Source organism: Devosia sp., assembly GCF_036676215.1.
GTDB lineage: Bacteria > Pseudomonadota > Alphaproteobacteria > Rhizobiales > Devosiaceae > Devosia.
In genome coordinates, this window is sequence record NZ_JAKFDJ010000218.1 from 1 (window position 1) to 21,177 (window position 21,177).

At 61.2% G+C, this 21,177-nt stretch carries 20 protein-coding genes and 1 pseudogene; 7 read left to right on the forward strand and 14 right to left on the reverse strand.

Annotated features, from left to right (window positions below; all coding sequences use genetic code 11):
* Both V6M52_RS18050 and V6M52_RS18055 read left to right on the forward strand, forming a co-directional pair.
* The coding region (locus V6M52_RS18050) for an ABC transporter permease (protein ID WP_332702281.1) at positions 1 to 1,534 on the forward strand (1,534 nt) is incomplete at its 5' end.
* Complete coding sequence (locus tag V6M52_RS18055) at positions 1,531 to 2,283, forward strand: FadR/GntR family transcriptional regulator (protein WP_332702283.1); 753 nt, start codon at positions 1,531 to 1,533, stop codon at positions 2,281 to 2,283. The genes V6M52_RS18050 and V6M52_RS18055, both read left to right, overlap by 4 nt.
* Before the next feature lie 81 nt (positions 2,284 to 2,364).
* Here the strand turns inward: V6M52_RS18055 and V6M52_RS18060 are convergent, their stop codons facing one another.
* From V6M52_RS18060 to V6M52_RS18090, 7 genes and pseudogenes are all read right to left on the reverse strand, one after another.
* A complete protein-coding gene (locus V6M52_RS18060; protein ID WP_332702285.1) occupies positions 2,365 to 3,684 on the reverse strand; it encodes a TadE/TadG family type IV pilus assembly protein in 1,320 nt (439 codons plus the stop codon).
* Positions 3,678 to 4,334 (reverse strand): TadE/TadG family type IV pilus assembly protein, encoded by a 657-nt coding sequence (locus V6M52_RS18065; RefSeq protein ID WP_332687706.1) that lies wholly within the window; start codon positions 4,332 to 4,334, stop codon positions 3,678 to 3,680. The genes V6M52_RS18060 and V6M52_RS18065 overlap by 7 nt, the downstream gene beginning before the upstream one ends.
* On the reverse strand, positions 4,322 to 4,846 hold the full coding sequence (locus tag V6M52_RS18070; RefSeq protein WP_332687705.1) for a TadE/TadG family type IV pilus assembly protein: 525 nt from the start codon (positions 4,844 to 4,846) through the stop codon (positions 4,322 to 4,324). The genes V6M52_RS18065 and V6M52_RS18070 overlap by 13 nt, the downstream gene beginning before the upstream one ends.
* Before the next feature lie 681 nt (positions 4,847 to 5,527).
* Positions 5,528 to 6,469 (reverse strand): sugar-binding protein, encoded by a 942-nt coding sequence (locus V6M52_RS18075; RefSeq protein WP_332687704.1) that lies wholly within the window; start codon positions 6,467 to 6,469, stop codon positions 5,528 to 5,530.
* 108 nt (positions 6,470 to 6,577) lie between these two features.
* Positions 6,578 to 7,612 carry an ABC transporter permease gene (locus V6M52_RS18080; protein ID WP_332702287.1) on the reverse strand — a complete coding sequence of 345 codons (1,035 nt, stop codon included), beginning with the start codon at positions 7,610 to 7,612 and terminating at the stop codon, positions 6,578 to 6,580.
* Complete coding sequence (locus tag V6M52_RS18085) at positions 7,609 to 8,349, reverse strand: ATP-binding cassette domain-containing protein (protein ID WP_332687702.1); 741 nt, start codon at positions 8,347 to 8,349, stop codon at positions 7,609 to 7,611. The genes V6M52_RS18080 and V6M52_RS18085 overlap by 4 nt, the downstream gene beginning before the upstream one ends.
* Before the next feature lie 86 nt (positions 8,350 to 8,435).
* Positions 8,436 to 9,021 (reverse strand): annotated as a pseudogene (locus V6M52_RS18090) (FadR/GntR family transcriptional regulator).
* A gap of 325 nt (positions 9,022 to 9,346) precedes the next feature.
* Between V6M52_RS18090 and V6M52_RS18095 the strand changes: the two are divergent.
* The 3 genes from V6M52_RS18095 (at position 9,347) to V6M52_RS18105 (ending at position 12,692) form a co-directional block, all read left to right on the forward strand.
* Positions 9,347 to 10,192 carry a sugar phosphate isomerase/epimerase family protein gene (locus V6M52_RS18095; RefSeq protein WP_332702289.1) on the forward strand — a complete coding sequence of 282 codons (846 nt, stop codon included), beginning with the start codon at positions 9,347 to 9,349 and terminating at the stop codon, positions 10,190 to 10,192.
* 104 nt (positions 10,193 to 10,296) lie between these two features.
* Positions 10,297 to 11,490 (forward strand): AraC family transcriptional regulator, encoded by a 1,194-nt coding sequence (locus tag V6M52_RS18100; RefSeq protein WP_332702291.1) that lies wholly within the window; start codon positions 10,297 to 10,299, stop codon positions 11,488 to 11,490.
* 32 nt (positions 11,491 to 11,522) lie between these two features.
* The gene (locus V6M52_RS18105; RefSeq protein WP_332702292.1) at positions 11,523 to 12,692 is read left to right on the forward strand and encodes a Gfo/Idh/MocA family protein; all 1,170 of its coding nucleotides are present in this window, start codon (positions 11,523 to 11,525) and stop codon (positions 12,690 to 12,692) included.
* A 32-nt stretch (positions 12,693 to 12,724) separates the two neighbouring features.
* On the opposite strand, the gene V6M52_RS18110 is transcribed toward V6M52_RS18105, so the two are convergent.
* The 3 genes from V6M52_RS18110 to V6M52_RS18120 are packed head-to-tail and all read right to left on the reverse strand — an operon-like array spanning position 12,725 to position 16,251.
* Complete coding sequence (locus V6M52_RS18110; RefSeq protein ID WP_332702294.1) at positions 12,725 to 13,546, reverse strand: alpha/beta hydrolase; 822 nt, start codon at positions 13,544 to 13,546, stop codon at positions 12,725 to 12,727.
* Positions 13,547 to 13,558: 12 nt separating this feature from the next.
* Entirely contained in the window at positions 13,559 to 15,016 is a 1,458-nt protein-coding gene (locus V6M52_RS18115) for an NAD-dependent succinate-semialdehyde dehydrogenase (RefSeq protein WP_332702296.1), read from the reverse strand.
* A gap of 14 nt (positions 15,017 to 15,030) precedes the next feature.
* A complete protein-coding gene (locus V6M52_RS18120; RefSeq protein ID WP_332702298.1) occupies positions 15,031 to 16,251 on the reverse strand; it encodes an iron-containing alcohol dehydrogenase in 1,221 nt (406 codons plus the stop codon).
* A 129-nt stretch (positions 16,252 to 16,380) separates the two neighbouring features.
* Between V6M52_RS18120 and V6M52_RS18125 the strand changes: the two genes are divergently transcribed.
* Together V6M52_RS18125 and V6M52_RS18130 are read left to right on the forward strand one after the other, a co-directional pair.
* Entirely contained in the window at positions 16,381 to 17,076 is a 696-nt protein-coding gene (locus V6M52_RS18125; protein ID WP_332702300.1) for a GntR family transcriptional regulator, read from the forward strand.
* A gap of 82 nt (positions 17,077 to 17,158) precedes the next feature.
* The gene (locus V6M52_RS18130; protein WP_332687694.1) at positions 17,159 to 17,752 is read left to right on the forward strand and encodes a DJ-1/PfpI family protein; all 594 of its coding nucleotides are present in this window, start codon (positions 17,159 to 17,161) and stop codon (positions 17,750 to 17,752) included.
* A 51-nt stretch (positions 17,753 to 17,803) separates the two neighbouring features.
* Here V6M52_RS18130 and V6M52_RS18135 read toward each other — a convergent pair whose 3' ends face one another.
* Genes V6M52_RS18135 through V6M52_RS18150 form a run of 4 tightly spaced genes read right to left on the reverse strand, consistent with a single transcriptional unit; the run spans position 17,804 to position 21,177 of the window.
* Entirely contained in the window at positions 17,804 to 18,874 is a 1,071-nt protein-coding gene (locus V6M52_RS18135) for an ABC transporter ATP-binding protein (RefSeq protein WP_332687693.1), read from the reverse strand.
* Positions 18,874 to 19,977 carry an ABC transporter ATP-binding protein gene (locus V6M52_RS18140; protein ID WP_332702302.1) on the reverse strand — a complete coding sequence of 368 codons (1,104 nt, stop codon included), beginning with the start codon at positions 19,975 to 19,977 and terminating at the stop codon, positions 18,874 to 18,876. The genes V6M52_RS18135 and V6M52_RS18140 overlap by 1 nt, the downstream gene beginning before the upstream one ends.
* Positions 19,970 to 20,221 carry a hypothetical protein gene (locus tag V6M52_RS18145; protein WP_332687691.1) on the reverse strand — a complete coding sequence of 84 codons (252 nt, stop codon included), beginning with the start codon at positions 20,219 to 20,221 and terminating at the stop codon, positions 19,970 to 19,972. The genes V6M52_RS18140 and V6M52_RS18145 overlap by 8 nt, the downstream gene beginning before the upstream one ends.
* Positions 20,218 to 21,177 carry a carbohydrate ABC transporter permease gene (locus V6M52_RS18150; RefSeq protein ID WP_332702304.1) on the reverse strand — a complete coding sequence of 320 codons (960 nt, stop codon included), beginning with the start codon at positions 21,175 to 21,177 and terminating at the stop codon, positions 20,218 to 20,220. Before V6M52_RS18150 ends, V6M52_RS18145 begins: the two co-directional genes overlap by 4 nt.

Sequence of the window (21,177 nt, forward strand, 5' to 3'; positions counted from 1 at the left end):
GGCCTGGAAAAGCATCTACGATCCGATGTTCGGTGGCCTCAATCCCATTCTGCAGGGCGTCGGCATCATCGATCGTCCGCTCGGCTGGCTGTCCGATCCCAACATGGCCATGGGCAGCATCATTTCGGTCAATGTCTGGAAAGGCATTCCCTTCTTTGTCCTGCTGCTGTTGGCTGGCCTCAAGGCTATCGACCGCGAACAGATCGAGGCCGCGCAGGTCGACGGAGCCAACGCCGTCCAGCGATTCCGCAACGTCACCCTGCCCGGACTGCGGTATGTGATCGTTGTTACCCTGCTGCTATCGTTCATCTCCACCTTCAATCAATTCGGCTTGCCCTTTCTGATGACCGGCGGCGGACCGAGCGGGGCGACAAAGCTCTATTCGATCCTGGCCTATGAGAAGGCCCTCGGCTCGCTGCAATATGGCCCGGGCATCGCCATCGCCTTCAGCGTTGCGCCCTTGATGGCCATCCTGATCTGGCTGCTGGCGCGCTTCATGCGCCACGATGACAAGCGCGACGGCGCGTCCGAAAAAGGACCGGGGATTGCGGACCGGCTGCTGGCGGGCGGCACCTGGCTGGTCAATGTCATCATTGACCTGGTCTTCTTGCCGATCCAACTGGTATTCGCGGGTATCGAATGGGCCGTGCGCAGGGTTCGTCGGGCCACTGGCCGGTCAGCGGTGCAACCAATCTTCCGGCAATCGGCGCGCTCCAATGCGGGCCCGATTGCTCGCCTGCTGGTACTGACCCCGCTTCTGGTCTTCGTGCTTTTCCCCTTTTACTGGATCGTCACCACTTCCCTCAAGACGACGTCGCAGATCAGCGAACGTCGGTCGATCTTCTGGCCGGAGCCTGCCACCACCGAACAATATACCTCCCTGCTCCGCGACACGCCCTTTTTGACCTGGCTCATGAACTCGGTCTTCGTCGCCGCTGTCAGCACGCTTGTTTCGGTGGCTCTGGCTTCGCTGGCGGCATACGCGCTGTCACGGCTGCGGTTTCGTGGCGCGGGCCTGCTGACTACGCTCCTGCTCATCACCTATCTGCTGCCCGGCACGCTGCTGTTCATTCCCCTTTATCAGACGCTGACGACGCTGGGGGTGATCAACACCCACACAGCGCTGATCATTACCTACCCAACATTTCTGTTGCCCTTCGCAACCTGGGTGCTAATGGGCTATTTCAGATCCATCCCAATCGAACTCGAAGAAGCTGCACGGATCGACGGCGCAAGCCGGCTCTACATCTTTTGGCGCATCACCCTGCCTCTTGCGGCTCCCGCGATCCTGTCGGTGACGCTTTTTGCCTTTACCAATGCGTGGAACGAATTCCTGTTCGCCTTCGTCTTCATCACCAGTGAGTCACTGCGCACCCTGCCGATCGGGCTGCAATCGATGGTGGTCGGAGACATCCTGCCCTGGGGCAAGTTGATGGCCGCATCGCTTCTGACCGCCATCCCGGTGGCCGTTCTCTATGTCTACGCCCAGCGCTTCCTTTCCGAGGGGCTGACCGTCGGGGCAGTCAAGGGATGAATGATCCGTCTCGGATGGGGGGAGCCGGCAGCGCGCTGAACGCCTCCATCGTGCGCAACTCAATTCCATCTGCCGTCGACGCCATGGTGCTCAACATTCGTGGCCTCATCTCCGATGGAGGGCTAGGCGTGGGAGACAGCCTCCCCACTGAGCGGGAACTGTGCGAACGTTTCCAGGCCAGCCGGAACACCGTGCGCGAAGCCATGCGCATCATGAAGGCCTACGGGATAGTGTCGGTGCGCCCGAAGGTGGGGGCCATAATCGTCGACGACCGGATGGAGCGGGCGCTTGACCTGTTTTCATTCAATACTCTGGATATTTCGCGACGCACGTTCAACGACATCCAAGGCTTCCGCAAGCTGATCGAGGTTGGGTCGGTCGATGCCATTTTTGACCAGATACGGCCCGACGACATTGCAGAGATGCGAAGTATCAATGCTCAGTTACGCGCTGCAGGCTCCATCGCAGAGGCATCCGAGATGGATTTCCGCTTCCACCTTCGGCTTGTATTGGTCCTGGACAACCGGGCTGTGTGCGACGTCTATCGCATCATGAAGCCGGTCATCATCCGCATTATGGAGCGGGCCAAGGAACTGCGGGACTTTACGGTTGATACCTATGAGCAGCACGCAGCTGTCGTGGATGCCTTGGCGCTCAGGGATCGAATTCGCTACCAGTATGCATTGCAGTCGCACCTTCAGGTGGGCATCACGGCATTCGAGGATCCCGAGGAAGTGGCTCCGGCGTGATGGGCCAGCCGCGGAATCGTTTCGCGGTAGCGCGTTGATGCCACGGACATGCGCCAAAACCGACCCCGCCCCGGACCCTGGCTAGTAGAGGCGAAGTGGCGAGGACAATTTGTGGGCGATGGCCTCAAACGCGGCATGGATTTGCGCTGGGGAACTGGCCTGCAGAACGTGGTCGGTACTACCCGCACACGTCGCCATACGCGCAGGAATAATAGGGAAAAGGCTTTTACTTATGAAGTCAAAACGCTGCCGGTCGCCGGAGTTAATCGTACCGTATTTCGGCTCCAGATACTCGGTATAGATGAAATAAAGGTCGATTTCAGACCGTCGAAGGCCATCGCACGCACTCGGATTCAGCGCATAGTTCACCTCATGCGGGGCGTAGGCCTTTTTCGGGTCGTTGGGAGAACTCTTGGCATGCAGAAACCAGTAATTTGGTAGCCAGGCCTGGCCACTTTCAACGCCGTCGCTCACGACGACGACATACTGGATACGGTCACCCGGCGAGCCGCCATTGCCACTTGCCGGCATTCGGGTTGCGATCTGGCGAAGTGCTTCCTCGATATTGGTGCCGCCATATGTCATGTCGAGATTGATCTGGCTCTGCGCCAGGGACTTGACGTAGGCGGGGTCCGCTGCGCGCGCATCGGTCGGTGACAGGATTTCAGTGAGTTCGTTGCTGAACCGATAGAGGCCAACAGTCACCTGGCCGGGAAACTCCTCGGTCGCCACGATTGTATCCACCGCGGCCGCGACGGCGCTCCTCGCCACGTCAATACGCATGGTGGCGCCGTTCCGACGGGCAGCGTCATAAGATGAACTGCCCCTCGCCTTGTTGATGTGACATGCGAAGGCGCAGCTGGGGTTAGTGGCTTGCGCAACGAGTTGCTGGTCCCTGTCTGTCGCGCCGATGCCCATCGACTGCGACGTATCGATCAAAATATTTATATTGATATAGGAGCGCAACGTGACGGTAGCCTGTGCCTGGTTTGAAATTGGAACAGTATCTCGTCCGAATAGCATCATCAGTGTAGTTTGATAATTCGCCTGGAAACTGAGAGTCGCTGTTATCTCGTTTCGAGCAATCTCGGCGCGGGGTGTTACTGACGACAGCGTCGTAAGGGGAAGGTTCGAAGCGTTGGACAGGAAGAAGCCTTCGACGGCCTCGGCGATAGCCTCCTCGGTGATTTCTTCACCGCGCTCGGTTCGGACTTGTACTTCACTCAAAGCGGCCAGCACCGCTCCGTTGGCGGCTGCACTCAATCTCTGGCTGGACGTCAACGCGATCCCAAAGTCAACGGCAGCACCCGTCGCGACCAGCATCAAGGGAAGAAGCAGACCCGTCATTATGGCAAAATTGCCCGACGTATCGCGGCCAAATTGTCGAAGCAGTCCTAGCATCGCTGCACCAGTTGATCAGGATCATGATCGAGCAAGACGCCATTGCGCGTCTTCCGCACCGCGCTGACATGCAATTCCAAGGCTGAAAACAACCATCCCTGAAGCAGGGGTATGTACGGATAGGTAAAATCAACGACGACAACGGGGGCATCGCCGACCACACCTCGCCTAATGGACATGCCATCAAGCGGATCGGTGTTCTCCACAATGTCGAGGTCGCAATGGGTATAGACAGGCCTGGTGATGATGTCCGGATATAGGAAGCTCCAATGGACATCCGGCAGAAGCGGACACTCGGCCGCTCTGCAGGCCGGGTCCTTGGCAAAGCTTACCGAGGCCATCGCACGGCTATATCCGTTTGCCCAGGCGCCGTCCCTGGGCGTGGTCGCCAGATGGGCCGTGGGGTTCGCGATCATCCAGATATCCTCGACGATGTGCCGCTCGTCCACACGCAGCATGCCGTCCCCGTCACGGCTCAGGAATTCCGCAGCTAATGTCGCGGCTTGATGGGCCCTTCGGCTTTGCATAGTAAAATTGGAAAGCTCTACCACGCCCCCAAACACGACAAGCAAAAGTGGGACAATCAGCGCAAATTCGGTGGCAGCAACGCCTCTCCGATCGAAAACAATTCTGAAAATCAACGAGCGCATACGCCGCTCCCGGTCAGAATTGGTTCGCGACGGATTACCGCTCTGGCTCGGTACCGTTTCCCACTAACGCCTTCGACCACATCAGCAACGGCAAAGGGTACGATGAAGTCCTGGTAAGCATAGGTCATCTCGATAAGGACAGTGTCTCCACCGCACCCCAGACTCCATAGCCCGGCTAGAGATCGATCGCGATAATCAAACAGCCTGCCCGAAACCACCGTGGCCCCGACATCGATCTCGCTGCAGTCCAGCAACGGGCCGCCGATGTTGCAGACGACTTCTTCGATGTACGCGCGCCCATCGTCTGCATCATTGGTACGATACGAGAGGTTGGACGTGACCTCGGTCAAAACGCGATCCAGGTCGGCTTGGATAAGCGATTTTGCACCCAGTTCGACGGTTGCAATGATGACCAGGAGGAAGGGAAGGACGAGGAGCGCAAATTCAATCGCAACACCGCCGTTGTTTGCACGGTAAAACCGCCTCAACAGACAATGCGTGACGTACCTCAACCAGTGACCCCATCGATACCGAAGCAACGAAGTTCTTTCGCAAATTGATCGACGTATTATATTCCTCAGTGGGACTTAACTGGTCTTGGTTAATGCGAGGTAACGGGGGTGGAATGCCTCCAGTGCGGCCGAGACATTTGTTTATCCGGCCGCCGCTACCGTTCCGATGCGCGACCAGGACGCCAAAGCAAGGGTCCGCTTCGGGCCATTTTGAAGCCTTGGCCGCGCGAACCAGCTTCCTGATATCGGCTCTGGTCCGACCAACTAACCTGCTGGCTACCTCCCGGCGCGCAGGGGGGGCCGAAAGCAGTCAGTCAGCCTAGGAAATCACTGCGCGATAAACCCCCGTTCGGTTTCACGAGGCTGTGCCGGGACCAGACGGCCAGGAACGTAATCGGAGCGGCGGAGCCGAAGGCCCCACCGACTTACCCGGCTTACTCTCGCCAACCGGCGGCGCCGGCGGCGAGATCGCCGACCCCGGAGTGGGAGAATCCTCCCAGGTCCGCCGCCCGCGGACACTCCATGCAATGGCTCAATGGCACAACCATCGACTTCGACTTGTGCACGCTGTTCACCGACGCCGTGGTTAGCGCACTAGGGTCAGCGGCCAGCAAGTATCGGCGCGCCGCCATAGGAAACGCCACCGGATGGCTCCGGTGGCGCTGGTCGACATGACGGCCGTTACTTCAGGAAATCGGCAACATTGTCAGCGGTGACCACGTCGTTGCCGGTGTAGATGATATCATCAACGGTCTCGCCGTTCTTGATGGCGAGCAGGGTGTCCATGGCCTTCTGTCCCATTTCATAGGGACGCTGGCCAACGAGGCCGTGCGCATAGCCTTCGCTCAGCAACTGGAGCTGCTGGGGAAGCGTATCGGCCACGACGAGCGCCAGGGCACCGCTGTCAACGTCCGCCTTGTACTGGTCGACGAAGTTCTTCCAGCCATCGGGCGCGAACATCGGCCAGCCGCCAACCGGGACGATGGCGTCGATGTCGGGATTGGCGGTCTTGAGGTCACCCATCTGCTGCACAGCGAGCGCGATGTCGTCGTTCGAGAACGTGGGCGATCCGGGAACTTCGGTCCAGTTGGAGCCGGCCAGAGCTTCGCGAACGCCGTCGACGCGCAAGGCCAGGTTCGGAGCAGCAGCGCCACCCGAAATCATGCCATAGGTGCCGCCCTCGGGTGCCATCTGCAGCAGCAGCTTGCCAAGATCGACACCGAACAGCTTGTTGTCGGTGCCGACATAGGCGGTGCGAGTGCTGTCGGGAGCATCGGAGTCGAACGTGATGACGGCAATACCGGCTGCGGTAGCACGGTCGATCACGGTTGTGGCAGCCGCGATGTCGGACACCGAGATAGCCAGGCCATCAACGCCCTGGGTGATCAGATCTTCGATGATCTGAGCCTGGGTGGTGGCTTCGTGCTCCACCGGACCGATATACATGCAGGTCACGTTGCCCAATTCCTTGGCCCGGGCCTCGCAACCGTCGCGAGTCAGATCGAAGAACGGGTTGTTCATGGCCTTCGGCACGACGGCGAAGGTGTAGTTATCCTGGGCGATAGCAGTGCCGCCGAGGAACATGGTGGCGATCGTGCCGAGCACGATTGCAGTCTTGTTCATTGTAGTCTCCTCTAACCTCCGGGCAAAATGCCCGGGCTCCTTTTACCGGCGGTGGTGCCGGCCTCCCTTCACCGCCCGGCTCTTCGGCCGGATGGCGATTTCGTGTCGTCAACCGTTTCGCGTCGACCGCAACCGGTCGACCAGAACGGCCGCAACGATAATTGCGCCCACCAGAGTCTGCTGCCAGTAGGGGTCCACCCGCGCCAGCACTAGGCCGTTGCGGATGACCTCGATGAGAATGCAGCCGATGATGGCGCCCATCGCACCGCCAACCCCACCAGCCAGATTGGCGCCACCGATAACGGCCGCCGCGATGATGGTGAGTTCGTAGGCGGTTGCCAGGTTGGCCGGAGCCGACCCTAGCCAGCCCGAGATAATGATGCCGTTCACGCCGGCGGCCATGGCGCAGAGCATGTAGACCTGAATCTTGACCCGATCGACGTTGACGCCCGTCAAACGGCCGGCGTTTTCGTTGCTGCCGATGGCGAAGACGTGCTTGCCCCAGGCGGTGTGATTGAGCGCGACCCACATGATGAACGCACAGACCAGCAGGTAGATGAACGCGATCGGCACGGCATCGAAAAGCTTGCCAGCAGTGACCAGCAGGAACATGTCCTTGTCGGGCCCGGCAGGGAAGGTTCCGCGTCCCTGAGTAGCGACATAGACGAGGCCGCGGACCATGGACAACGTCCCCAGCGTGGTCACGAAGGGACTGAGCTTGAGCTTGGCGATTGCTAAACCGTTGAACAACCCGACGGCCGCTGCCGCTGCCAGCCCTGCCAGAATGGACAAGACCAGATGGCTGCCCGCGAAGGGGTAGAAGCCTGACGTCGCCAGGGCTCCCATGACAAGCGAGGTGACCGTGGCGGATAGCGCGATCGTCGAGCCTACGGACAGGTCAATTCCGCCAGTGATGATCACCAGGGTCATGCCCAGAGTAGCAATGGCGATGAAAGAGAAGTTGCGCGTGATATTGGAGATATTGCCGCCGGTCAGAAAATTGGGCGACAGCAGGCTCATGATGACGACGAGCACCACGAGGGCCGCCAGCACATAGGCCGATTGGCTGGCGAGGAAGCCACGCTGCCAGAAGCGGGTGTGGCCCACATTGGAAAAAGTCTGAATATTTGCCCCAGCCATCATGCAGCCTCCCTGGCCCCGGTAATCAATGCCGTCACTTCTTCGGGGGAAGAATTGGCTATGGGCTTGTCGGCAACCTTGGTCCCGCGGCGCATGACGATGACGCGCTCGCAGACCGCAAAGACGTCCGGCATGCGGTGGGAAATCAGGATGACGGCGATGCCTGCATCCTTGAGGCGATGGATCAGGTTGAGCACCTCGGCAACCTGGCGCACCGAAATGGCTGCGGTGGGCTCGTCCATCAGGATCAGCTTTGCATCGGCCAGCCTCGTCCGGGCAATGGCGACTGCCTGGCGCTGGCCGCCGGACATCTGCTTGACGTAGTCACCGGCGCGCGTCTCCGATTTCAGCTCGGCGAAGAGCTCGGCGGCGCGGGCATTCATCGCCGCGTGGCGTAGAAAGCGGAACGGGCCAACCTGACGCTTGAGTTCACGACCGAGGAAAATGTTCTCCGCGGCCGTTAGATTGTCGGCCAGCGCGAGGTCCTGATACACAGTCTCAATGCCCAGGCTGCGGGCTTCGCCTGGGCTGCTGATCTGTGCATGCGCACCATCGAAATTGAGCGAGCCTGAAGTCGGTTGGTATATCCCCGACATTATCTTGACCAGCGTCGACTTGCCGGCGCCATTGTCCCCCATCAAACCCACGACTTCGCCGGGTTCGATCGAAAAGCTGACGTCCGACAGTGCGCGGATTGCTCCGAACTCCTTGGTCACCTTGTTGATTTCGAGTAGTGCCACCGAACTCCTCCAGTTGTCGGTTGCGCCGCTTGGGGCGATACGCCACGCGGCCAGGTCTTCTGTGCCCTCTTTGGGGCGGTTTGTTTCTAAGGCGTTTTTTGCCTCATAGTGGCCATTCGACCAGCAGCGCGGTCGAAGCCCTCTCGGATCACCGCTTTCATCGCCTCGCGGGCAGCTTCCGGCTCCCGTCGCCTTATGGCTGCCGCGATGCGGCCGTGCGCCTCGACCGTTCCTGCCATTGCGACTGCGTCCTCCACGGGCGAACTGATGGTGAAGGCCGCCGTCAGGGCGAGCTCGACCAAGGCGCTAGTTGAAGCCATGAACGGATTGCCCGATGCGTCGGCAACAGTCCGGTGAAATGCCAGATCGGCTCGTGCAAACTCCTCGGGACTGGTCGACTCGGACATGCGCGCCGATACGGGCGCGCGCCTCTATCATGCCTTTGGCTGCAAGAGTCTTGAGTGCCTCGCGAAGGACCGTTCGCGAGACATCGAAGCGCTGCAACAATTCTGAATCAGAGGGCAGAATGCTGCCCTCGGGATAGGTGCCGCCGACAATGGAAACGCCGAGCTGCCATTGAACCTGCGAGTGCAGATTGCGTAGCGGCGCGCGCCCCGCGATCGAGGCGATAAGATCGCCGCTCGTCCCCTCCCTTGCCTCACCCAATGCCATACGGCCTCTCCCCGCCGTGCGTAAATGAGCATAGACCAAAAAGTATTACAATATGAATATAGCGACAAAATCAACACGCGGTCATCTCTACCGCCCAGCTCGCACTGGGAGGCTGACCACGAAAGAAGCGTGACCCCTCATGGCACGTCTTTCGGGCAACCTGCAGAGCGGGCACGCGAGCGGTGTGTGTCTGCGACCCACTCGGTGAGAAACCTCATCTTTCTAGCGTGAATACTCATTTACCCAGAGCCGCGGCCGACCGAAATTGTCAGTAGGCAAAATAGGTGTGACGCCGTCCAGGCGATACGCATCAGGGGAGAGCGAAATGAAGATCGGTGTGAACACCTGGGTGTGGACCTCGCCATTCGGTACGAAGGACTTCGGCCTCATCCCCAAGATCAAGTCCATGGGGTTCGATATCATCGAGGTAGCGGTGGATGACCCATCGCTCATCGATGTGGCCCTCTTAAACAAGATGGCGCAGGAGCACGCGCTTTCCATTACCATCTGTGGGGCCTTCGGCCCGACGCGCGATATTTCGAGCGACGATCCGGCCATCCGGCGGAACGGCGTCGATTATATTTCGGAGTGCATCCGGCTTGCGCAGGCGGTGGGAAGCACTCTGGTTGCGGGGCCAGTCTATGCGGCCGTGGGCAAGACGCGGCTGGTGTCGGCCGGTCAGAAGGCCCGTGAACGGGCCTGGTGCGTCGAAAATCTCCGGGCGGTGGGAAAGGTCGCAAGCGATGCCGGCGTGACGATCGGGATCGAGCCGCTCAATCGCTTTGAGACCGACATGATCAACCTGGTGGAGCAGGCGATAACGCTGATCCATGAGGTCGGCCACCCAGCCTACAAGGTTCACATCGATACCTTTCACGCCAATATCGAAGAAAAGAGCATTCCCGCGGCGATCCGCATGGCGGGCAGCTTGCTGGGACATTTCCATGCCTGCGAGAATGATCGTGGCATTCCCGGCACCGGGCATATCGACTGGGTCGGCGTCCGCGATGCGCTGCGCGACATAGGCTACGACGGCCCGGTCGTCATTGAATCCTTCACCCCCGGCGCCGTAGAAATTGCCAAGGCGGCGGCAATCTGGCGGCCCCTGGCGCCGTCGCAGGACGAACTGGCCCGTCAGGGCGCGCGTTTCCTGCGCGAATTGCTCGGCTAGAAGCCAGCCCAATAGATAGGCAATGGCCCGAACTTGCGTATAGTGAACGCGGCCATGGGCGCGTCCCGCCCATGTCCTGCGTCAGGCCGGCATGGGAGCAGGGGGTGGTCAGCGAGCTTAGTGTAGCGGTCATTGTCGAGACGTCGAACAGCTATGCCCGCGGTATCCTGCGAGGCATCCACGACTATGCCAAAACGCGCCGTTGGACCTTATATCTGACCGAGCATGGCCGGCACGAGATCGACGAGTCCTTCGCCGGCGACTGGAAGTTTGACGGCATCATCGCGCGGATCGAGACCGATCGGATGGCGCGGATCATCACCGCAATGGATGTGCCCACCGTCGATGTGAGCGCGGCCCGGCTGGTCGAGGGCATCCCTTGGGTCGAGACGGATGACGAGGCGATCACGGGCTTAGCGCTGGAGCATCTGCGCGATTGCGGGCTGCAGAATTTCGCCTTTTTCGGCGACCCGTTCTACAATTGGTCGATCTGGCGGCAGCATGCCTTCGAGCGCATTCTTGGGCCTTCCGAAAGCGTGAAGTCGGCCATATTCAACCTGCCTGCGCGCGAGGAGCCGCGGGTGCGCTGGTGGACGCAGCGCGAGGCCATCCGCGCCTGGCTGGACAGCCTGCCCAAGCCGGTCGGCATCTTTGCCTGCTACGACGCCTGCGGCCAGCAATTGCTGGAGATTTGCCGCTACTACGACATCAAGGTGCCCAATGACGTAGCGGTCGTGGGCGTCGATAATGACGAGCTTCTGTGCGAGATCACCACGCCCAGCATGTCCAGCATTGTCCCCAATGCCTTCCGCACAGGCGTGCAGGCCGCTGAAATCCTCGATCGCCTGTTGCGGGGCGAAAAGCTGTCTGGCCGCAAGCACTCGATCGAGCCGCTGGGTGTGCGCAAGCGGGTATCCACCGACGTGCTGGCGGTGGGCGACCGGCACGTGGCGGAAGCGGTGGCCTTCATCCGCCGGAATGCGCACAAGAATATCCGGGTTGAGGACCTGCTCGGCTCGGTGCCGCTGTCGCGCCGGGTGCTGGAGGCGCGGTTTCGCAAGGCGCTCAACCGTACGCCACACCAGGAAATCCTGCGCGTCCGGACCAATGCGGTGCGCGAACTGCTGCTCGAGACCGACATGCCGCTATCGGAGATCAGCGCGGCGCTCGGCATCGAGCATCCGGAATATCTGAGCGTCTTCTTCAAGAAGGAAACCGGCCTGACGCCACGGGAATATCGCGACCAGGTGCGCGACCGGTCCCTGCTGAAGACGGCTGACTGGGCGCCCCGGCAATAGCCATCGGCAAATATCTCAGAAGTTTCGCGTGAATGCTCATGGCCATGCCCGGTACGTCGGCAATACTTGCCGCCAAGGACGTGGAGGGGATCATGGAAAAAGTGCGCGTGGGGCTGATCGGGCTCGGGTTCGGGGCGGAGTTCATCCCGATTTACCAGGCTCATCCGAAGGCGGAGGTCACCGCGATCTGCCAGCGGTCGCAGGCAAAACTCGATGAAATCGGCAACAGGTTCGGCGTCGAGGCGCGCTACACCGATTTTCGCGACGTACTGACCGACCCCAATGTGGATTTCGTTCACATCAACAGCCCGATCCCCGACCATGCCCCCCAGAGCATCGCCGCGCTCAAGGCCGGCAAGCATGTGATGTGCACGGTTCCCATGGCGACCACGCTGGAGGAGGCCAAGGAAATCGTCGGCCTGGTTCGCGAAACCGGGCTCAAATACATGATGGCCGAGACGGTGGTCTATAGCCGCGAATACCTGTTCATCAAGGAACTGTACAACAAGGGTGAACTGGGCCGCATCCAGTACCTGCAGGCCTCACACCCGCAGGACATGGAAGGCTGGCCCGACTATTGGAAGAACATGGTGCCGATGCACTATGCGACCCATGTGGTCAGCCCGCTGATGGCGCTGGTCGATGGCATGGCCGACTATGTCAGCTGCTTCGGCTCGGGTGCGGTCAATGACGAGATCGCCCGCCGGTCAGGCTCGGCCTTTGCCGTGGAGTCCTGTCACATCAAGATCAAGGATTCCGACGTCGCGGCCCATGTCTGGCGCTTTCTCTGGGACACCGCGCGGCAATATCGTGAGAGCATCGACGTCTATGGCTCGAAAAAGTCATTCGAGTGGGAATTGATGACCGGCGAACAACCGGTGCTGCATACAGCTAAGCGGCCGGAGCCAGAGATTGCCGAGCGGGTGGAAGTTCCCGACTACGCTCGCCTACTGCCCAACGAGATTCAGAAGTTCACCCGCGCCATTGTCGATGAGGACCACTTGTCGTTCATCCAAGGCGGCGGGCATGGCGGTTCGCATCCGCATATGGTCAACGAGATGGTCAACGCCTTACTGGAAAACCGGGATCCGTTCCCCAATGTCGAGCAGTCGGCCAACTGGACTGCCGTGGGCATCTGCGCGCACCAGTCGGCGCTCAAGGGCGGCGAGATCGTGAAGGTTCCCGATTTCGGCAAACGCTGATGGAGGTGCGGTTCAATCCGCCGTTCACAGGACTAGCGGGCACTGACAATGAGTTCGGTCAGGTAGCGGCCGGTCAGTGAATGCGGCACACCCAGGTCCCGCACGCTGTCCATGTGGTTGCGATTGACCACGACGCGCTGCGACACCTTCATTCCCTGGCCGTGAAGTTTGCTGGCAAAGTTATTGGCTTGCTGATGGAAGGGCGGAGTCTCCCTGGCACCAACAAGCACCATGACGCTGGTACTGGCGTCATACTGTTTTTTCATCGGCGTGAAGGCCGCCACCTCGTCGTCGGTGAGCGCGATCTCATCCTTGAGGAATGACTTCTGCAGGGGCTTGAGGTCATAGAGGCCGCCCAGCAGCAGGGCAGACTGCACGCGGCTCGGTGTCCGCTCGTGCTGAAACAGCATGGTTGCCAGATGGGCGCCGGCAGAATGGCCGCTGATAGTCAGCCGGGCGGGGTCGCCACCATGCTGGGCAATGTTATCAAGCACCCATTGTTTGGCGCGACCAACCTGATCCACCAGCGTGGCCATGCGTACCGCAGGCATCAGGGCATAGTCGACAATGACGGCAATCGCCCCCACTGCAACAACGGTATCGGCCACCAGAGAGTAGTCGCTCTTGGAAAATGCGCGCCAGTAGCCACCATGGATGAACATGTGCACCGGGCAAGGCGTCGCGGTTTCGGCCGGGAAAAACAGGTCTACGGTTTCGGAAGGGGCATCGCCGTAGGCGATGTCCGCCAGCATCCGCACGGTGGCGCGCGTGGCGGCACTGCGCGCGACGATATCGGAAACGATGCCGTCGAAATCTGCAACATGCCCACGTATTCGAAATGCGTCGGTTTCCATGGCTCTTGCTCTCTAGAAACTGGTGGCGATGTATTTCGCCTCCATGAACTCGGCTATGCCATGGTGCTGGCCGCCCTCACGCCCAAGTCCGCTCTGCTTCACGCCGCCAAACGGAGCGGCGGGGTCCGACACGAGGCCGCGATTGAGCCCGATCATGCCCGCTTCCACCGCTCCCGCCACGCGCAGACCTTTGGAAATGTCGCGTGTGTAAATGTAGGCGGCGAGTCCGTACTCGGTGTTATTGGCGCGAGCCACCACTTCGGCTTCATCCTCGAACCGGTAGATGGGCGCCACCGGCCCGAAGATTTCCTCGGCGGCCATCTTGGCGCCATCCGAGGCGTTGGTCAGCACGGTGGGGGGATAGAAAAAGCCCGGCCGATTGGGGCGTGCAGCGCCGGTAACCACCTTGGCACCCTTGGCAATGGCGTCGTCGACGAGCCGCTCGATTTTCTCAACGGCCTTCCTGGTAATCATCGGGCCGCATTCGGTTTCGGGCTCGGCCCCTGGTCCGAGGCGCAGTGCCTCCATGCGCTCCACCAGGCCGGCAGTGAAGGCGTCGTGGATGCCCGACTGCACATACAGGCGGTTGGCAGCGGTGCAGGCCTCGCCCGCATTGCGCATCTTGGCGATCATGGCCCCATCGAGCGCCGCGTCGAGGTCCGCATCGTCGAACACGATGAAAGGCGCATTGCCCCCCAGTTCCATCGCGCAGGAAATGACATGTTTTGCCGCCTCCGCAAGCAGGGCCCGTCCCACGCCGGTCGAGCCGGTGAAGGAGAGCTTGCGCACGCGCGGATCGGCCAGGATGACAGCCGTCACGGGGCCGGGAGCGGTCGTTGTCAGGACATTGACAACGCCAGGCGGTACGCCAGCCTCTTCATAGATCGCGGCCAGCGCATAGGCCGTCAGAGGAGTCTCCGAGGCCGGCTTGAGGATGACAGTGCAGCCGGCAGCCAAAGCAGGCGCGATCTTGCGGGTCGCCATGGCCGCAGGGAAATTCCACGGCGTGATCATGAGGCAGATGCCGATGGGCTGGTAGTCAACCACGATGCGGTTGGTGCCAGCCGGGGCCATGCCGAACTCGCCGGTGATACGCACGGCTTCTTCGGCATTCCAGCGGAAAAACTCGGCGGCATAGGCCACTTCGCCCTTGGCATCGCGCAGCGCCTTACCGTTCTCCAGCGAGATCAGGGTTGCCAACATGTCGGCGCGCTCAACCATCAGCTCAAAGCATCGCCGCAGGATCTCCGACCGCTTGCGCGGCGGTGTATCGCGCCAGCCCGGCGCGGCCTTGGCGGCCGCGTCCACTGCCGCAGCCGCATCGGTCAGCGTGGCATCGGGCACATTGGCCAATACGGCTTCGGTGGAGGGATCGACCACGTCGATCATGCCGCCACCCGCCGCCGCCCGCCATTCGCCGCCAATATAGAGCCCTCGCGAAGCGGCCTGGAGGTCAGGGCTTGTCGTCATGGATGAAGGTCCCGTCATGCTGCTGCGCTCGCCATGTCGCCATCATAGGCGGCGCGGACGAGGCGTTTCATGCCCGGCAGGTCGAATGGCCGGGGATTGTTCTTGATCAGGCGGTCGATGCCAAGCGCCTGCTCTGCAGTCCAGTCGAGCCGGTTCTCGGCCAGGCCAAGAGCGGCAAGGGTCGGGGCGATGCCAATGGCGCCAAACACCCCGGCCACCTTGTCGATGGCGCCTTGCGCCAGCATTTCGGTGTCGCGGCCGGCGACGCCCAGCGCCGTGCCAACCTCGGCCATCTCCGACAGACAGGCGGCACGGTTGTAGGTCATCACATAGGGCAGCACGCAGGCAACCCCTAGTCCATGGGCGGTGTGGGTGATCGCGCCGACCGGATATTGAATGGCATGCGCGGCACCGGTGCCCGCGGTGCCGAAGGCGCAGCCGGCAGCCATCGCGGCCAGCATGACATCGGCGCGTGCAGCCGCGTTGCCCCCGTCCCTGACCGCGGTCTCGAGACTTTGGCCGAGCAGGAAGATCGCCATCAGCGCAAAATGATCGGTCAGCGCGCTCTTGCCAATGAACACATGTTTCTGGGAAAGGGCGGCATCGCCGTCACGGCGGACGGCGGTGAACGCCTCGATGGCATGGGTTAGCGCATCGGCTCCGGCAATCGCCGTGAGACCTGCGGGGCAGGTCATCGTCAGGTCGGGATCGCAGATGGCGGCCGTGGCAATCAGGTGCGGGCTCGAAATGCCTACCTTGAGCGTACGCACCGGGTCGGAGATCACCGCGACGGGGGTCACTTCCGAACCCGTGCCTGCCGTGGTCGGCACGGCGATGACAGGCAAAACAGGGCCCGGCACCTTGAACTCACCATAGTAGTCGCTGAGTACGCCGCCATGGCTCAGCAGTAGGGCCGCACATTTGGCCATGTCGAGGCAGGACCCGCCGCCAATGCCGATCACCAGATCGGGGGCGAAGGCCCGCGCCGCGTCGACGCAGGTGCCCACGGTGTCGCTCGGCACATCGGGCAGCACGCGATCATAGATCGAGACCTCAAGGCCCGAGGCCCGCAGGTCGTCCATCATTTCGGCAAAACTCGACGTTGCGGCAAAGCGCTCGTCGGTGCAGACCAGTGCGCGCCGACCTGCCTTGGCGGCGACGGCACCAAGCGCCCGGCGCTGCCCGCTGCCGAACAGGATTTCGCGCGGCAGTCTCAGCGCCCCAAACAAGGACATAGCCACTCTCTCCCCACGTCGCATGCCAAACTACATCCGCCGATATAGGATCGTATAGGATATAGTATTGTCGGCGAGCCACCATCATGCTAGATGGTTGGCCATGTCAAGAGTGGCGAGCAGGCGTGAATGAAATCGACTGTCATCAACCGTCCGGGCGGCGATACTGCTGGCGGCATTGCCCGCCCCAACAGCCTGGCCGGCGATGTCTATGACGCTATTTTCGCGCAGCTCATGTCGCTGCAGATACCCCCCGGCGCCCGCATCACCGTCGACAATCTGGTCCGCGAGCTCAACGTGTCGCATACCCCGATCCGCGAAGCGCTCGGGCGACTGGAGGGGGAGGGGCTGGTGTTGCGCGCGCATCTCGTGGGCTACCGCGCCGCGCCGCAGGTCAGCCGCGACCGCTTTGACGAACTCTACGAACTGCGCATGCTGCTGGAGCCGGAAGCTGCGGCCAAGGCCGCCGCGCGCATCGACGAAGCAGGCCTTGCCACATTGCAGCAACTGGCCGGCGTGATGGCCGCCGACCATGGCCAGGACGAGCAGTTGCGCTACTCCGACTTCGCCCGTCAGGACGCCGAATTTCACGACAAGATTCTGGAGATTGCCGGCAACGGACTGATACGCGATGTCCTGCGGATGCAGCACACGCACTTCCACATCTTTCGCTTGATGTTCCATCGACGCGTCACCGTCGAGGCCTTGGACGAGCATGAGGCACTGCTCGAGGCTTTCCGGCGCAGGAACCCGCAAATGGCACGGGAAGCGATGGTTGTGCATATCCAGAATTCACGCACGAGGCTGCTGCCGGCTTTTGTCTGATGTCCTTGCGCCGATGTCAGCCTGACGGAATGCCGGCGCTTGCGCCGGAACTGCCGAATGATTTGAAACAAGGAGGAACAGAATGGCCGGTAAGAAAATCTTGATGCTCACGGGCGAATTCACCGAAGAGTACGAGATCTTCGTCTATCAGCAGGGGATGCAGGCAGTAGGGCACACGGTCCACGTCGTCTGCCCGGACAAGAATGCGGGCGACCGCATCAAGACCTCGCTGCACGATTTCGAGGGCGACCAGACCTATACCGAAAAAATGGGCCACTACGCCGATATCAATAAGACCTTCTCGGAAGCCCTGGCGCAACTCGACCAGTATGATGCGGTTTACTGCGCTGGCGGCCGCGGTCCGGAATATATCCGCACCGACAAGCGCATCCAGGCCATGGTCAAGCACTTCCATGATGCCAAAAAGCCCATCTTCACCATCTGCCATGGCGTGCAGATCCTGATCGCGGTGGATGGTGTGGTGCGCGGCAAACGTGTCGGCGCGCTGGCCGCCTGCGAGCCGGAAGTGACCCTGGCCGGCGGAACTTATGTCGATCTCTCGCCCACCGACTCGCTGATTGACGGCAACATGGTCTCGGCCAAGGGCTGGACAGCGCTGGCCGCCTTCATGCGCGACTGCCTCAAGGTGCTCGGGACTGAAATCAGGCACGCCTGATCCCGACAATAGACGTCAGGCGCCCCGATTGTGATATCGGGGCGCCTTTCGCTATCCTGCGTGCCGCAGGTTGATCCCGCTCTTGCCGTCAAAGAGCACGACTTTCTCGGGGTTCCAGGAGAACCGGACTTCCTCGTCGATCTTGAGACTGGTCTGGCTCGGCACGGTGGCCTGGAGCAGGTGGCCATCCATGCGCAGCGTGACGATCTTGGCCACGCCATGGTTCTCGACGTCATGGACGCGCGCTGACACGGGGGCTCCACCCTCGAGATAGAGGTCTTCCGGACGGATGCCGAAAGTAAGGTCGCGACCGGCGGCTGCGCCGTGCCCGTCAAAGGGCAGGCGCTGGCCTGCTGCGGTGACGGCTGCGCCCTTTTCGAGTTGCCCATCGATCAGGTTCATCGGCGGTGAGCCCACGGCGCGAGCCACGAAGGTATTGATCGGATTGGCATAGATCTCGTGCGGCGTGCCGGTCTGCACCAACTGCCCGTTGTTGAGAACGCCGATCTTGTCGCCCATCGCCATGGCCTCGATCTGGTCATGGGTGACGAACAGAAAGGTCGCGCCCAGATTGACCTGCAGGTTCTTGAGCTCAGTCCGCAATGCCTCGCGCAGCTTTGCATCGAGCGCCGAGAGCGGTTCGTCCATCAGGAAGACCCGCGGCTGACGCACGATGGCGCGGCCGATGGAGACGCGCTGCATCTCCCCGCCCGAGAGCCGATCGACCTTGCGGTCCATCAGATGCTCGATGCGCAACGTCTTGGCGACGCGATCCACCTGCGCCTCGATCTCGGCCGGGCTGGTCTTGCGGATAGGGGACTTGAGCGGGAATGCGAGATTCTCCCGCACCGTATAGCGCGGATAGAGCGAATATTGCTGCAGTACCAGCGCCACGTCGCGCTCAGCCGCGCCCCAGTCCCCCACGTCTTGGCCATCGATGAAAATCTGGCCGGACGTGGGCTTTTCCAGGCCCGCCACCAGCCGGAGCGTCGTGGTTTTGCCGGCGCCCGTCTGTCCGAGCAGCACGAAGAACTCACCATCGGCGATTTCGAGGTCGAGATCCTTCAGGGCGACGTGATTTCCGAAGGTCTTGGAAATCCCCTTGAGTTGAATATGCGCCATCAGAGCCTGATTCCCAAAGAACTGCCGGTTGTGGTGTCGAAAAAATGCGCCTGGGCCGGGTCGATCCGGGCCCAGACCGTGGCGCCGGGGCCAGGGACGAAGGCGCTCTTGGTGCGGGCGCGCAGCACCGCGTCGCCAACCTTGAGATCGACGATATCGTGCGAGCCGAGCGGTTCGATGATGCCGACCGTAACCTCGACGTACCCATCCTGCGCGTCGCGAGAAACCAGGACACCCTCGGGACGGACCCCGAGCTTGAGTTTGCCCGGCTGAGCTCCGGCCTCCTTGAGCTTGCCGGACAAAGCAGGCGGGAAAGCAAAGCTTGTACCACCCAGGTTGACGCCGACGCCGGATGCGCTTTCGCTGATATCGACGTCGGCCAGATTCATGATCGGACTGCCGACGAACTGGGCGACGAACATGTTGACGGGATAGCGATAGACCTCGTCAGGGCTGCCCACCTGCTGCAGCAGACCTTCATGCATGACGACGATGCGGTCAGCCAGCGACATGGCCTCGACCTGGTCGTGCGTCACATAGATCGAGGTGGACCCGTTCTCGATATGGAGGCGCTTGAGCTCTACCCGCATGCTTTCACGGAGTTTGGCATCGAGCGAACCGATGGGCTCGTCAAGCAGGATTGCCTTGGGGCGGCGCACCAGAGAGCGGCCAATGGCGACGCGCTGCATGTCACCGCCCGAAAGGGCCGACGGACGGCGGTTGAGCAGTCCGGAGATGCCCAAGGATGCCGCCACCGACTGCACCATGCGATCGACCTCGGCCCGGCTCTGGCGCACCGCCCTCAGCGGGAACGCCATGTTCTCGTAGACCGTCAAATGCGGATAGAGCGCATAGTTCTGGAACACGAAGGCAACATCGCGCTCCGACGCATGGACATCCTGCACCGCCTTGCCGTCGATCAGGATCTCACCGGAATCGATGTCCTCGAGGCCGGCAATGGCCCGCAGTGTGGTGGTCTTGCCGCAGCCCGAGGGACCCAGCAGGACCACGAACTCCTGATCCTTCACTGTCAGGTTGATGTCCCGGATGACATGGACCGGACCGAAGTGCTTGTCGATATTGCGCAGCTGAATCTCAGTCATGTCGGCCACCCATCGTCACGGTTTCGGAGACCGACACCGGGCCAGTATCGTCCTCGTCTATCGCTTCTTCGGGCGCGGGAATATGCACCGATATGTTGAACCCGATCAGGCCGATCAACATGACCAGGACGCTCCAGGCATGCAGAAGCCCAACCCACGGCTGACACAGAAACAGGATGCCGGCGACCATCAGCGCAATGGAGCCGGGGCCAAAGTACTTCTGATTGAATTCTCGACTGATCATTTGCGAATTGCACCAAAGCTCATGCCGCGCAGCAGATGGTTGCGGAGCAGGAAGGTGAAGATGGCGACCGGCAACAGGAACAGCACGGTTCCGGCCGCGATCACGGTCCAGTCTTGCAGGCCCGTACCGACCTGGCTTGGGATAAACGGTGGAGCAGTCTGGGCCCGGCGGTTGGTCAGGATCAGCGCGAAGGCATACTCGTTCCAGGCCGTGATGAAGCAGAAGACGGCGGTGGCGGCGATGCCGGTGGCTGCTTCAGGCAGCACGATCTTGAAGAAGGCCTGCATGCGGGTATAGCCGTCAACCAGGGCGGCTTCCTCGTACTCCTTTGGGATCTCGTCGATGAAGCCCTTCATCAGCCAGACCGCAAACGAGACGTTGAACGCGGTATAGAGAATGATGAGGCCGAAATGGGTGTCGTTGAGACCCACCGCCCGGTACATCAGGAACATGGGAATGGCGACCACGATGGGCGGCAGCATTCGCGTAGAGAGGATGAAGAACAAAAGATCCGCCTCCCCCTTCACCCTGAACCGGGAGAAGCCATAGGCGGTGATCGTCCCCAGCGTCACGGCGAGCAGGGTAGAGGTCACCGCGATGATCACCGAGTTCAGGAAGCGCTCTGGATAGGCCGAAAACACCACCTGCCCAAGGCCATCACGCGACAGGCGCTCGCCGCCATCAAGGACCAGCTTTTCCCACCAGGGAGCGGCTTCATAGACAGCAGGATCAACCGGCGTCGTGAGCTGGGCCCGCTTGGTGAAGAGCTTGACGAAGGGCGTGATCGAGGGTTCGAACGACACAGTGGGCGGCACGGAGGTCGCCAGCACCAGCGGCTTGAAGGCCGTCGAGGTGATCCAGTAGATCGGCGACAGGAAGATCAGGGTCACGACGATGACCGCTGCAATCGCAATGCGGTTGCCGAGCCGTCCTGCGCGCGTTGAAACGACAGCCAT

Coding starts and splice junctions, on each gene's coding strand:
- V6M52_RS18055 (WP_332702283.1), top strand. CDS start 1,531: ATGAATGATCCGTCTCGGATGGGGGGAGCCGGCAGCGCGCTGAACGCC.
- V6M52_RS18060 (WP_332702285.1), bottom strand. CDS start 3,684: ATGCTAGGACTGCTTCGACAATTTGGCCGCGATACGTCGGGCAATTTT.
- V6M52_RS18065 (WP_332687706.1), bottom strand. CDS start 4,334: ATGCGCTCGTTGATTTTCAGAATTGTTTTCGATCGGAGAGGCGTTGCT.
- V6M52_RS18075 (WP_332687704.1), bottom strand. CDS start 6,469: ATGAACAAGACTGCAATCGTGCTCGGCACGATCGCCACCATGTTCCTC.
- V6M52_RS18080 (WP_332702287.1), bottom strand. CDS start 7,612: ATGATGGCTGGGGCAAATATTCAGACTTTTTCCAATGTGGGCCACACC.
- V6M52_RS18095 (WP_332702289.1), top strand. CDS start 9,347: ATGAAGATCGGTGTGAACACCTGGGTGTGGACCTCGCCATTCGGTACG.
- V6M52_RS18105 (WP_332702292.1), top strand. CDS start 11,523: ATGCTCATGGCCATGCCCGGTACGTCGGCAATACTTGCCGCCAAGGAC.
- V6M52_RS18110 (WP_332702294.1), bottom strand. CDS start 13,546: ATGGAAACCGACGCATTTCGAATACGTGGGCATGTTGCAGATTTCGAC.
- V6M52_RS18115 (WP_332702296.1), bottom strand. CDS start 15,016: ATGACGACAAGCCCTGACCTCCAGGCCGCTTCGCGAGGGCTCTATATT.
- V6M52_RS18120 (WP_332702298.1), bottom strand. CDS start 16,251: ATGTCCTTGTTTGGGGCGCTGAGACTGCCGCGCGAAATCCTGTTCGGC.
- V6M52_RS18125 (WP_332702300.1), top strand. CDS start 16,381: ATGAAATCGACTGTCATCAACCGTCCGGGCGGCGATACTGCTGGCGGC.
- V6M52_RS18130 (WP_332687694.1), top strand. CDS start 17,159: ATGGCCGGTAAGAAAATCTTGATGCTCACGGGCGAATTCACCGAAGAG.
- V6M52_RS18135 (WP_332687693.1), bottom strand. CDS start 18,874: ATGGCGCATATTCAACTCAAGGGGATTTCCAAGACCTTCGGAAATCAC.
- V6M52_RS18140 (WP_332702302.1), bottom strand. CDS start 19,977: ATGACTGAGATTCAGCTGCGCAATATCGACAAGCACTTCGGTCCGGTC.
- V6M52_RS18145 (WP_332687691.1), bottom strand. CDS start 20,221: ATGATCAGTCGAGAATTCAATCAGAAGTACTTTGGCCCCGGCTCCATT.
- V6M52_RS18150 (WP_332702304.1), bottom strand. CDS start 21,177: ATGGCTGTCGTTTCAACGCGCGCAGGACGGCTCGGCAACCGCATTGCG.